Genomic DNA, 12,436 nt, shown 5'->3' with positions numbered 1-12,436 from the left:
TGGCCGCACGGTGGGCGCGGGTGTGGTGGCCAAGATCATCGAGTGATCGGGGTTTCCGAAGGGGTATAGCTCAATTGGCAGAGCGTCGGTCTCCAAAACCGAAGGTTGTAGGTTCGATTCCTACTGCCCCTGCCACCTGAAATCGGGTGGTTTCGCAAAGCCCGCCCCCTCGGCGGGCTTGCGCATTGAGATGTGAATGAAGTTCGAGGCTCCTGAGCCTCTTGTGTATTGGAAACCGGCAGCCCACATGGCAAGCACGCAAATCGAAACCGTGAGCACGGGAGCTGACAAGGCCAAGCTGGCGCTGGCCGGCGTGCTCGTGCTCGGCGGCCTGGCGGCGTTTTACCTGCTGTCCGGCCGCGGTCCGCTGATCCAGTGGGGCGGCCTGATCGGCGCCCTGGTGTTGGCGGTGATTGCCTTTTTCACCTCCGAGTCGGGGCGGCAGTTGATCGCCTTCGGCCGCGACTCCTGGCGCGAGATGCAGAAGGTGGTGTGGCCGACCCGCAAGGAAACCCTGCAAACCACCGCCTTCGTGTTTGCCTTCACGGTGTTTCTGGCGCTGTTCATGTGGATCACCGACCGGTTTCTGCAATGGTCGCTGTATGACCTGATTCTGGGGTGGAAGCAATGACGAGCGACGTGGTGAATGACATGGCCTTGGGTGCGTCGTCGTCCAATCCCGACCTGCGCTGGTACGTCGTGCATGCCTACTCGGGCATGGAAAAGGCGGTGGAGCGCAACATCCTGGAGCGCGTCAAGCGCGCCGGCATGGAGGGCAAGTTCGGCCGCATCCTGGTGCCGACCGAGGAAGTCGTCGAAATCAAGAACGGCGTCAAGCGCACCACCGAGCGCAAGTTCTTCCCGGGCTACGTGCTGGTCGAAATGGTGATGGATGACGACACCTGGCACCTGGTCAAGCACACCAACAAGGTGACCGGTTTCGTGGGCGGCGCCAAGAACCGCCCGGCTCCCATTTCGGAAGACGATGTGATGAAGATCGTCAACCAGATGCAGGAAGGCACGGACAAGCCGCGCCACAAGGTCGAGTTCGTGGTGGGCGAGTACATCCGCGTCAAGGAAGGCCCGTTCGCCGACTTCAACGGCACGGTCGAGGAAGTCAACTACGACAAGAGCAAGCTGCGCGTGTCGGTGACCATTTTTGGTCGCGCCACGCCGGTGGAGTTGGAGTTCGCGCAGGTCGAGAAGGCCTGATCGCTATTGATTTGATAGTTGCTGGCGCTTGCCGACTCGGCGCCAGCAGCTCATTTGGTGAGTCGTAACCCCCGGGGAGCGCCGATGTGGCGCGTTTGAACCCGCAAGGAGCAAAGCATGGCGAAGAAAATCGTCGGCTTCATCAAGCTGCAAGTGCCAGCTGGTAAGGCCAACCCGTCCCCACCCATTGGCCCGGCGCTGGGCCAGCGCGGCCTGAACATCATGGAGTTCTGCAAGGCGTTCAACGCCCAGACCCAGGGTGTCGAGCCCGGTCTGCCGCTGCCCGTGGTCATCACGGCGTTTGCCGACAAGAGCTTCACCTTCATCATCAAGACGCCGCCCGCGGCCACCCTGATCAAGAAGGCCATCAAGCTGGACAAGGGCTCGGCCAAGCCCAACACCGACAAGGTCGGCAAGATCACGCGCGCGCAGCTCGAAGAGATCGCCAAGACCAAGCAAAAAGACATGACCGCCGCCGATCTGGACGCCGCCGTGCGCACGATCGCCGGTTCCGCCCGCTCCATGGGCGTCACGGTGGAGGGCGTGTAAATGGCCAAGCTGACCAAGAAGCAAAAGACCCAAGAGGGCAAGATCGACTCCACTCGCCTGTACCCCCTGACCGAGGCGCTGGCCATCGTCAAGGAGCACGCCACGGCCAAGTTCGATGAGTCCATCGACGTGGCGGTGCAGCTGGGCATCGACGCCAAGAAATCCGACCAGGTGGTGCGCGGCGCCGTGGTGCTGCCCAACGGCACCGGCAAGACCAAGCGCGTGGCCGTGTTTGCGCAGGGCGCGAAAGCCGAAGAAGCCAAGGCCGCCGGCGCCGACATCGTGGGCATGGACGACCTGGCCGCCCAGGTCAAGGCCGGCGACATGCCCTTCGACGTGGTGATTGCCGCCCCCGACGCCATGCGCGTGGTCGGCACGCTGGGCCAGATCCTGGGCCCGCGCGGCCTGATGCCCAACCCCAAGGTGGGCACCGTGACGCCCGACGTGGCCACGGCGGTGAAGAACGCCAAGGCCGGTCAGGTGCAGTTTCGCGTGGACAAGGCCGGCATCGTGCACGGCACCATCGGTCGCCGCTCGTTCGAGGCCGACAAGCTGCAGGGCAACCTGGCGGCGCTGATCGAGGCACTGAACAAGGCCAAACCCGCCACCAGCAAGGGCGTGTACCTGCGCAAGGTGGCGGTGTCCAGCACCATGGGCGTGGGCGTGCGGGTGGATACCCAGACGATCAGCGCCTGATGAAGAAATTCGGCCCGCCGCCTCCGCAAGGGGTATCGGGCCGGTGTGGTGGGCTGCGGCGGCTGCAAGGTTGTCGCAGGTCATCCAAGACCGCTGGCGGGTCGGCGCAAGCCGAACTTAATCGGCTCTCATTTTGAGAGCGGCCAGCGCAGATGGCGAGCCTGCCGCGAAGGATTTGTTCCTGAAACGGTTGGTCGCTTTGGAAGGCGCGTTGCCCAGGGCCCCGGCCGCAAGCAACGCATTTTTAAGGAGTAGACCTTGAGTCTGAATCGCAGTGAGAAAGAAGCGGTCATCAAAGAAGTGACCGGCCTCGCCGCAAAAGCTCAAACGCTGGTGATGGCGGAATACCGCGGCGTCACGGTCGCTGACATGACGAAACTGCGCACTTCGGCGCGCAGCCAAGGCGTGGCCCTGAGCGTGTTGAAAAACACGCTGGCGCGCCGGGCTGTGGCCGGCAGCAGTTTCGAAGTGGCCAGCGAGCAGATGTCCGGCCCGCTGATCTATGGCTTCTCCGAAGACGCCGTGGCCGCCGCCAAAGTGGTGGCCGATTTCGCGAAGACCAACGACAAGCTGGTCATTCGCGCGGGCGTTTACGGTGGCAAGGCCCTGGATGCCGATGGCGTGAAGCAGCTGGCCAGCATTCCCAGCAAGGAAGTGCTGTTGGCCCAGCTTTGCGGCTTGCTCATGTCGCCGATCTCCCGCACCGCCGTGGTGCTGGGCGCTCTGGCGGCCAAGAAGGGCGAAGGCGAGGCGCAGGCGGCCTGATGGCCGGCACGCGCCCGCAACTGTTTAACTGAATTGGAAAAATCAAAATGGCATTTGACAAAGACGCATTTCTGACCGCGCTGGACGGCATGACGGTCATGGAACTCAACGACCTGGTGAAAGCCATCGAAGAGAAGTTCGGCGTGAGCGCCGCGGCGATGGCGGCCCCGGCTGCCGGTGGCGCGGCCGGCGGCGGCGCTGCGGCGGCCGAGGAAAAGACCGAGTTCAACGTCATGCTGCTGGAAGCCGGCGCCAACAAGGTGTCCGTCATCAAGGCGGTGCGCGAGATCACCGGCCTGGGCCTGAAGGAAGCCAAGGACCTGGTCGATGGCGCGCCCAAGGCCGTCAAGGAAGGCATCGCCAAGGCGGACGCCGAGGCGGCCAAGAAAAAGCTGGAAGACGCCGGCGCCAAGGCCGAGCTCAAGTAAATCGGTCTGGAGCTACTGCGCGACGCGATCCTGGCCCTGCGATGCTCGCCGTACCTCAGTACGGCTGCGCTTCTCGAACCAGCCTCGCGCCGCTCGCTACGCTCCATCCTCGATTTACAGGCTGGCTGTTGGGGCCAGCCTTTCGCGCTTTCAGAGCGCACCTGCAAGCAGCGGCATGCGCTGCTTGCAAGTGTCTTCTGAACCCGACTGCAGAAGACCACTTGGTTCGGATCGCGTGCAACGCGCGGTCGTCCGCCATGGGCTGGTAGTGGCCAGCCACCAAGCGTTTGTCAGGCTGTTTGGGGCCTGACTTTTCAAGTCGCCTGATATCCAGGACCCAAAGCGTCCATCGCCCGGAGATTTCATGGCCTATACCTTCACCGAACGCAAGCGCATCCGCAAGAGCTTCGGCACGCGTGACAGCGTGCTGCAAGTGCCGTATCTGCTGCAAATGCAGCGCGACGCCTACATCGCCTTCCTGCAGGCCGACACCGCGCCCAAGAAGCGCACCCACGAGGGCCTGCAAGCCGCGTTCGAATCCGCCTTCCCGATCGTTTCGCACAACGGGTTCGTGGAAATGAAATTCCTCGAATACAACCTGGCCAAGCCGGCCTTTGACGTGCGCGAATGCCAGACGCGCGGCCTGACTTTCGCCTCGGCCGTGCGCGCGCGCGTGCAGCTCATCATCTATGACCGCGAGTCCTCCACCCCGCAGTCCAAGGTGGTCAAGGAAGTGAAGGAGCAGGAGGTCTACATGGGCGAAGTGCCCCTGATGACCGACAAGGGCTCGTTCATCGTCAACGGCACCGAGCGGGTGATCGTGTCGCAGCTGCACCGCTCGCCCGGCGTGTTCTTCGAGCACGACAAGGGCAAGACGCACAGCTCGGGCAAGCTGCTGTTCTCGGCGCGCATCATTCCCTACCGCGGCTCCTGGCTGGACTTCGAGTTCGACCCCAAGGACATCCTATTCTTCCGCGTCGACCGCCGCCGCAAGATGCCGGTCACCATCTTGCTCAAGGCGATCGGCCTCACGCCCGAAACCATCCTGGCGAACTTCTTCGTCAACGACAACTTCCGCCTGATGGACAGCGGCGCGCAGATGGAATTTGTCGCCGAGCGCCTGAAGGGCGAGGTGGCGCGCTTTGACATCACCGACAAGTCGGGCAAGGTCATCGTCGCCAAGGACAAGCGCGTGACGGCGCGCCACACGCGCGAGCTGGAGCAGTCGGGCACCACGCACATCAGCGTGCCCGAGGACTTTCTGCTGGGCCGCGTGGTGGCCAAGAACATCGTCGATGGCGACACCGGCGAGATCGTCGCCAAGGCCAACGACGAGCTGACCGAAGCCCTGCTGAAAAAGCTGCGCGAGGCCGGCGTGCAGGATCTGCCCTGCATCTTCACCAACGAGCTGGACCAGGGCGCCTACATCTCGCAGACGCTGCGCGCCGATGAGACCGCCGACGAACTGGCCGCCCGCGTGGCCATCTACCGCATGATGCGCCCCGGCGAGCCGCCCACCGAGGACGCCGTGCAGGCCCTGTTCCAGCGCCTGTTCTACAACCCGGACACCTACGACTTGTCGCGCGTGGGCCGCATGAAGTTCAACGCCAAGGTCGGTCGCGACGAATCCACCGGTCCGATGGTGCTGTCCAATGACGACATCCTGGCCGTGGTCAAGATCCTGGTCGAGCTGCGCAACGGCCGCGGCGAGGTGGACGACATCGACCACCTGGGCAATCGCCGCGTGCGCTGCGTGGGTGAGCTGGCCGAGAACCAGTACCGCACCGGCCTGGCGCGCATCGAGAAGGCCGTGAAGGAGCGTCTGGGCCAGGCCGAGCAAGAGCCGCTCATGCCTCACGACCTGATCAACAGCAAGCCGATCTCGGCGGCGTTGAAGGAGTTCTTCGGCGCCTCCCAGCTGTCGCAGTTCATGGACCAGACCAACCCGCTGGCCGAGATCACGCACAAGCGCCGCGTCTCGGCCCTCGGCCCGGGCGGCCTGACGCGCGAGCGCGCGGGCTTCGAAGTGCGCGACGTCCACGTCACGCACTACGGCCGCGTGTGCCCGATCGAGACGCCCGAAGGCCCGAACATCGGCCTGATCAACTCGCTGGCGCTGTATGCGCGCCTGAACGAGTACGGCTTCATCGAAACCCCGTACCGCCGCGTGGTGGACGGCAAGGTGACCATGGAGATCGACTACCTGTCGGCCATCGAGGAAGGCAAGTACATCATCGCCCAGGCCAACGCCGCGCTGGACAAGGACGGACGCCTCACGGGCGATCTGGTGTCGGCGCGCGAGAAGGGCGACTCGGTGCTGGTCGGCGCCGAGCGCATCCAGTACATGGACGTCTCGCCCGCGCAGATCGTGTCGGTCGCTGCCTCGCTCGTGCCCTTTCTGGAGCACGACGATGCCAACCGCGCGCTGATGGGCGCCAACATGTCGCGCCAGGCGGTTCCGGTACTGCGTCCCGAGAAGCCGCTGGTCGGCACGGGCATCGAGCGCGTGGCCGCCGTCGATTCGGGCACCGTGGTGACGGCGCGCCGGGGCGGGGTGGTGGACTACGTGGACGCCACCCGCATCGTCATTCGCGTCAACGACGCCGAGGCCGTGGCTGGCGAGGTGGGTGTGGACATCTACAACCTGATCAAGTATCAGCGCAGCAACCAGAACACCAACATCCACCAGCGCCCCATCGTCAAGCGCGGCGACAAGCTGGCCAAGGGCGACGTGATCGCCGACGGCGCCTCGACCGACCTGGGCGAGATCGCCATCGGCCAGAACATGCTGATCGCCTTCATGCCCTGGAACGGCTACAACTTCGAAGACTCGATCCTGATCTCCGAGAAGGTGGTGGCCGACGATCGCTACACCAGCATCCACATTGAGGAGCTGGTGGTGATGGCGCGCGACACCAAGCTGGGCGCCGAAGAAATCACGCGCGACATTCCCAACCTGGCCGAGCAGCAGCTCAACCGCCTGGACGAGTCCGGCATCATCTACGTGGGCGCCGAGGTCATGCCCGGCGACACGCTGGTGGGCAAGGTCACGCCCAAGGGCGAGACCACGCTGACGCCCGAAGAAAAGCTGTTGCGCGCCATCTTCGGCGAGAAGGCCTCGGACGTGAAGGACACCTCGCTGCGCGTGGACCAGGGCTCGCAAGGCACCGTGATCGACGTGCAGGTGTTCACGCGTGAAGGCATCCAGCGCGACAAGCGCGCCCAGCAGATCATCGACGACGAGCTCAAGCGCTTCCGGCTGGACCTGAACGACCAGCTGCGCATCGTCGAGGCCGACGCGTTCGACCGCATCGAGAAGCTGCTGAGCGGCAAGATCGCCAACGGCGGCCCCAACAAGATCGCCAAGGGCGCGAAGATCGACAAGGCCTATCTGGCCTCGGTGGACAAGTACCACTGGTTCGACATTCGCCCGGCCGACGACGGCGTGGCTGCGCAGCTGGAGAGCATCAAGGCCTCCATCGAGCAGCAGCGCCACAGTTTCGATCTGGCGTTCGAAGAAAAGCGCAAGAAGCTGACCCAGGGCGACGAGCTGCCCGCGGGCGTGCTCAAGATGGTCAAGGTGTACCTGGCCGTCAAGCGCCGCCTGCAGCCGGGCGACAAGATGGCCGGCCGCCACGGCAACAAGGGCGTGGTCTCCAAGATCGTTCCGGTCGAGGACATGCCCTACATGGCCGACGGCACCACCGCCGACATCGTGCTCAACCCGCTGGGCGTGCCCTCGCGCATGAACGTGGGCCAGGTGCTCGAGGTGCACCTGGGCTGGGCCGGCAAGGGCATCGGCCAGCGCATCAACGAGATGCTGCACGCCGAGAACCGCGTGGCCAAGCTGCGCACGTACCTGGAGCAGCTCTACAACAGCACCGGCCGCGCCGAGGACCTCAAGTCCATCAGCGACGAGCAACTGCTGGAGATGGCCGACAACCTGGCTGGCGGCGTGCCGTTTGCCACGCCGGTGTTCGACGGCGCCTCCGAGGACGAGATCCACGCCATGCTGGCGCTGGCCTATCCCGACGAAGTGGCCAAGCTCAAGGGCCTCACGGCTTCGCGCACCCAGGCCTGGCTGCACGACGGACGCACCGGCGAGGCGTTCGAGCGCCCCACCACGGTGGGCTACATGCACTTCCTGAAGCTGCACCACCTGGTGGACGACAAGATGCATGCGCGCTCCACTGGGCCGTATTCGCTGGTCACCCAGCAGCCGCTGGGCGGCAAGGCGCAGTTCGGCGGCCAGCGCTTCGGCGAGATGGAGGTCTGGGCGCTGGAAGCCTATGGCGCCTCCTATACGCTGCAGGAGATGCTCACCGTCAAGTCCGACGACGTGCAGGGCCGCACCAAGGTGTACGAGTCCATCGTCAAGGGCGAGCACTCGATCGATGCCGGTATGCCCGAGTCTTTCAATGTGCTGGTCAAGGAGATTCGCTCCCTTGGCCTGGACATGGAACTCGAGCGCTCTTAATTCAAGAAGGATAGGTTCCCATGAAATCGCTACTCGACCTGTTCAAGCAATTCACGCCGGATGAGCATTTCGATGCTATCCGCATCGGCCTCGCGTCGCCCGAGAAGATCCGCTCGTGGTCTTTCGGCGAGGTGAAAAAGCCCGAGACCATCAACTACCGCACCTTCAAGCCCGAGCGTGACGGCCTGTTCTGCGCCAAGATTTTTGGCCCGATCAAGGACTACGAGTGCCTGTGCGGCAAGTACAAGCGCCTGAAGCACCGCGGCGTGATCTGCGAAAAGTGCGGCGTTGAAGTGACCCAGACCAAGGTGCGCCGCGAGCGCATGGGCCACATCGACCTGGCCGCCCCCTGCGCCCACATCTGGTTTCTCAAGTCGCTGCCCAGCCGCCTGGGCCTGGTGCTGGACATGACGCTGCGCGACATCGAGCGCGTGCTGTACTTCGAGGCCTACGTGGTCACCGATCCCGGCATGACGCCGCTGAAGAAGTTCGGCATCATGAGCGAGGACGACTATGACGCCAAGCGCAAGGAATACGGCGACGAGTTCGTCGCGCACATGGGCGCCGAGGGTATCAAGGAGCTGTTGCAAGGGATCGACCTGGACATCGAGATCGAACGCCTGCGTGGCGACCTGACGGGCTCGGAGGTCAAGGTCAAGAAGAACGCCAAGCGCCTGAAGGTGCTCGAAGCCTTCAAGAAGTCCGGCATCAAGCCCGAGTGGATGGTGCTCGACGTGCTGCCCGTGCTGCCGCCCGACCTGCGCCCGCTGGTGCCGCTGGACGGCGGGCGCTTTGCCACGTCCGACCTGAACGACCTGTACCGCCGCGTCATCAACCGCAACTCGCGCCTGCGCCGCCTGCTGGAGCTGAAGGCCCCGGAAATCATCGCGCGCAACGAAAAGCGCATGCTGCAGGAGGCCGTGGACAGCCTGCTGGACAACGGCCGCCGCGGCAAGGCGATGACCGGCGCCAACAAGCGCGCGCTCAAGTCCCTGGCCGACATGATCAAGGGCAAGAGCGGGCGCTTCCGCCAGAACCTGCTGGGCAAGCGCGTGGACTACTCGGGTCGCTCGGTCATCACCGTGGGCCCCACGCTCAAGCTGCACCAGTGCGGCCTGCCCAAGCTGATGGCGCTGGAGCTGTTCAAGCCCTTCATCTTCGCGCGCCTGGAGACCATGGGCATCGCCACCACCATCAAGGCCGCCAAGAAAGAGGTCGAATCGGGCACGCCCGTGGTGTGGGACATCCTGGAAGAGGTCATCAAGGAGCATCCGGTGATGCTCAACCGCGCTCCCACGCTGCACCGCCTGGGCATCCAGGCCTTCGAGCCGATCCTGATCGAGGGCAAGGCCATCCAGCTGCACCCGCTGGTGTGCGCGGCTTTCAACGCCGACTTCGACGGCGACCAGATGGCCGTGCACGTGCCGCTGTCGGTCGAGGCGCAGATGGAAGCACGCACGCTGATGCTGGCCTCCAACAACGTGCTGTTCCCGGCGAGCGGAGAGCCCTCCATCGTGCCCTCGCAGGACGTGGTGCTGGGCCTGTACTACACCACGCGCGAGCGCATCAACGGCAAGGGCGAGGGCCTGATCTTCTCCGACGTCGGCGAAGTGCAGCGCGCGCTGGACGGCGGCGTGGTCGAGCTGACGGCCAAGGTCACCGTGCGCATGACCGAGTGGACCAAGGACAAGGCCAGCGGCGAGCTGGTGGCATCGACCTCGCTGGTGGACACCACCGTGGGCCGCGCCCTGCTGTCCGAGATCCTGCCCAAGGGCCTGCCCTTCGCGCTGATGAACAAGGCGCTCAAGAAGAAGGAAATCTCGCGCCTGATCAATGCGTCCTTCCGCAAATGCGGCCTGAAGGACACCGTGGTGTTTGCCGACAAGCTGCTGCAAAACGGCTTCCGCCTGGCCACGCGCGCCGGCATCTCGATTGCCATCGAGGACATGCTGGTGCCGCTGGAAAAGCCCGCCATCATCGACCGCGCCGAAAAGGAAGTGAAGGAGATCGAGCAGCAGTACGTCTCGGGCCTGGTCACCGCCGGCGAGCGCTACAACAAGGTGGTGGACATCTGGGGCAAGGCCGGCGACGAGGTTTCCAAGGTCATGATGGCCCAGCTGGCCAAGCAAAAGACCACGGACCGCCATGGCAAGGAAGTCGATCAGGAGTCCTTCAACTCCATCTACATGATGGCCGACTCCGGCGCGCGCGGCAGCGCGGCGCAGATCCGCCAGTTGGCCGGCATGCGCGGCCTGATGGCCAAGCCCGACGGCTCCATCATCGAGACGCCGATCACGGCCAACTTCCGTGAAGGCCTGAACGTGTTGCAGTACTTCATCTCCACGCACGGCGCCCGCAAGGGCCTGGCCGACACGGCGCTGAAGACCGCCAACTCGGGCTACCTCACGCGCCGCCTGGTGGACGTGACGCAGGACCTGGTCGTGACCGAGGTGGACTGCGGCACCAGCGACGGCGCGCTGATGCGTGCGGTGGTCGAGGGCGGCGAGGTGATCGAGTCGCTGCGCGAGCGCATCCTGGGCCGCACCGCGGCCGAGGACGTGATCGATCCCGAGACGCGGGCGGTGGTGGTCCAGGCCGGCAACATGCTGGACGAGGACGCCATCGACGAGCTGGAGGCCGCGGGCATCGACGAGGTGCGCGTGCGCACCGCGCTGACCTGCGCCACGCGCTTCGGCCTGTGCGCCAAGTGCTATGGGCGTGACCTGGGCCGCGGCGGCCTGGTCAACACCGGCGAGGCCGTGGGCGTGATTGCCGCCCAGTCGATCGGCGAGCCCGGCACGCAGCTGACCATGCGCACCTTCCACATCGGCGGCGCCGCGTCGCGTGCCGCCGTGGCGTCCAACGTCGAGGCCAAGTCCAACGGCACGATCGGCTTCAACGCCACCATGCGCTACGTCACCAACACGCGCGGCGAGCTGGTGGTCATCTCGCGCTCGGGCGAGATCACCATCCACGACGAGCACGGCCGCGAGCGCGAGCGCCACAAGGTGCCCTACGGCGCCACGCTGACCGTGAAGGCCGACCAGGCCATCAAGGCCGGCACCATCCTGGCCAACTGGGACCCGCTGACGCGCCCGGTGATCACCGAGTACGCCGGCCGCATCAAGTTCGAGAACGTCGAGGAAGGCCTGACGGTGGCCAAGCAGGTGGACGAGGTCACGGGCCTGTCCACCCTGGTGGTGATCGATCCCAAGCGCCGCGGCTCGGCCAAGATCGTGCGCCCGCAGGTCAAGCTGGCGGACGCCGCCGGCAACGAGGTCAAGATCCCCGGCACCGACCACTCGGTGACGATCGGCTTCCAGGTCGGCGCGCTGATCCAGGTGCGCGACGGCCAGGACGTGGGCCCCGGCGAGGTGCTGGCGCGCATTCCGGTCGAAGGCCAGAAGACGCGCGACATCACGGGCGGCCTGCCGCGCGTGGCCGAGCTGTTCGAGGCGCGCAGCCCCAAGGACAAGGGCGTGCTGGCCGAGCAGACCGGCACCATCTCGTTCGGCAAGGAGACCAAGGGCAAGATTCGCCTGCAGATCACCGACCCGGACGGCAAGGTGTGGGAAGAGCTGATCCCCAAGGAGAAGAACCTGCTGGTGCACGAAGGCCAGGTGGTCAACAAGGGCGAGTCCATCGTCGACGGTCCGGCCGACCCGCAGGACATCCTGCGCCTGCTGGGCATGGAAGAACTCGCGCGCTACATCGTCGATGAGGTGCAGGACGTCTATCGCCTGCAGGGCGTGAAGATCAACGACAAGCACATCGAGGTCATCGTGCGCCAGATGCTGCGCCGCGTCGTGGTCGAAAACCCGGGCGAGTCCAGCTACATCGCCGGCGAGCAGGTCGAGCGCAGCGAGATGCTGGACACCAACGACGCGCTGCGCGAGGCAGGCAAGCTGCCCGCCACCTACAGCAACCTGCTGCTGGGCATCACCAAGGCCAGCCTGTCCACCGACAGCTTCATCAGCGCCGCGTCTTTCCAGGAGACCACGCGCGTGCTGACCGAGGCCGCCATCATGGGCAAGCGCGACGAGCTGCGTGGCCTGAAAGAGAACGTCATCGTCGGGCGCCTGATCCCGGCCGGCACGGGCCTGGCCTATCACCAGGCGCGCAAGGCCAAGGACCAGATGGACGAGGTCGAGCGCCGCGCCATTGCCGAGGCCGAGGCGGCCGAGCTGGCCGAGGCCACCGAGGACGCGTCGCATGCCGCGCCATCGGTGCCGGACGGCGGTGCCGCCGCGGATTGAGACACTCTTGAAACCATAGCGCCCTGCGCGCGCCCCACGGGCGTGCCAGGGCG

At 65.2% G+C, this 12,436-nt stretch carries 8 protein-coding genes and 1 tRNA gene; all 9 read left to right on the top strand.

Annotated features, from left to right (window positions below):
• Positions 1 to 59: 59 nt before the first annotated feature.
• Positions 60 to 135: transfer RNA gene (locus tag U1F38_RS15045), tRNA-Trp, on the top strand.
• A 112-nt stretch (positions 136 to 247) separates the two neighbouring features.
• Complete coding sequence (gene secE / locus U1F38_RS15040; RefSeq protein ID WP_409987882.1) at positions 248 to 631, top strand: preprotein translocase subunit SecE; 384 nt, start codon at positions 248 to 250, stop codon at positions 629 to 631.
• Between the two features lie 20 nt (positions 632 to 651).
• Positions 652 to 1,212 (top strand): transcription termination/antitermination protein NusG, encoded by a 561-nt coding sequence (gene nusG, locus U1F38_RS15035; RefSeq protein ID WP_409987886.1) that lies wholly within the window; start codon positions 652 to 654, stop codon positions 1,210 to 1,212.
• A gap of 117 nt (positions 1,213 to 1,329) precedes the next feature.
• A complete protein-coding gene (gene rplK, locus U1F38_RS15030; RefSeq protein ID WP_409987881.1) occupies positions 1,330 to 1,761 on the top strand; it encodes a 50S ribosomal protein L11 in 432 nt (143 codons plus the stop codon).
• Positions 1,762 to 2,457 carry a 50S ribosomal protein L1 gene (rplA, locus tag U1F38_RS15025; RefSeq protein ID WP_409987880.1) on the top strand — a complete coding sequence of 232 codons (696 nt, stop codon included), beginning with the start codon at positions 1,762 to 1,764 and terminating at the stop codon, positions 2,455 to 2,457.
• A gap of 258 nt (positions 2,458 to 2,715) precedes the next feature.
• Entirely contained in the window at positions 2,716 to 3,222 is a 507-nt protein-coding gene (gene rplJ / locus U1F38_RS15020; protein WP_409987879.1) for a 50S ribosomal protein L10, read from the top strand.
• A 47-nt stretch (positions 3,223 to 3,269) separates the two neighbouring features.
• Positions 3,270 to 3,650 (top strand): 50S ribosomal protein L7/L12, encoded by a 381-nt coding sequence (gene rplL, locus U1F38_RS15015; RefSeq protein ID WP_409987878.1) that lies wholly within the window; start codon positions 3,270 to 3,272, stop codon positions 3,648 to 3,650.
• 364 nt (positions 3,651 to 4,014) lie between these two features.
• The gene (rpoB, locus tag U1F38_RS15010) at positions 4,015 to 8,127 is read left to right on the top strand and encodes a DNA-directed RNA polymerase subunit beta (RefSeq protein ID WP_409987877.1); all 4,113 of its coding nucleotides are present in this window, start codon (positions 4,015 to 4,017) and stop codon (positions 8,125 to 8,127) included.
• A gap of 20 nt (positions 8,128 to 8,147) precedes the next feature.
• The gene (gene rpoC / locus U1F38_RS15005; protein WP_409987876.1) at positions 8,148 to 12,383 is read left to right on the top strand and encodes a DNA-directed RNA polymerase subunit beta'; all 4,236 of its coding nucleotides are present in this window, start codon (positions 8,148 to 8,150) and stop codon (positions 12,381 to 12,383) included.
• The last annotated feature ends 53 nt before the right edge of the window (positions 12,384 to 12,436 follow it).

The organism is Ottowia sp., from assembly GCF_046348305.1.
Classification (GTDB): Bacteria; Pseudomonadota; Gammaproteobacteria; order Burkholderiales; family Burkholderiaceae_C; genus Ottowia.
The sequence above is the reverse complement of the archived record's forward strand: the minus strand, read 5'-3'. Positions and strand labels throughout refer to the sequence as shown.

Bases quoted from the DNA above. Each gene is read 5' to 3' on its own strand.
- secE (WP_409987882.1), top strand. From the start codon at position 248: ATGGCAAGCACGCAAATCGAAACCGTGAGCACGGGAGCTGACAAGGCC.
- nusG (WP_409987886.1), top strand. From the start codon at position 652: ATGGCCTTGGGTGCGTCGTCGTCCAATCCCGACCTGCGCTGGTACGTC.
- rplK (WP_409987881.1), top strand. From the start codon at position 1,330: ATGGCGAAGAAAATCGTCGGCTTCATCAAGCTGCAAGTGCCAGCTGGT.
- rplA (WP_409987880.1), top strand. From the start codon at position 1,762: ATGGCCAAGCTGACCAAGAAGCAAAAGACCCAAGAGGGCAAGATCGAC.
- rplL (WP_409987878.1), top strand. From the start codon at position 3,270: ATGGCATTTGACAAAGACGCATTTCTGACCGCGCTGGACGGCATGACG.
- rpoB (WP_409987877.1), top strand. From the start codon at position 4,015: ATGGCCTATACCTTCACCGAACGCAAGCGCATCCGCAAGAGCTTCGGC.
- rpoC (WP_409987876.1), top strand. From the start codon at position 8,148: ATGAAATCGCTACTCGACCTGTTCAAGCAATTCACGCCGGATGAGCAT.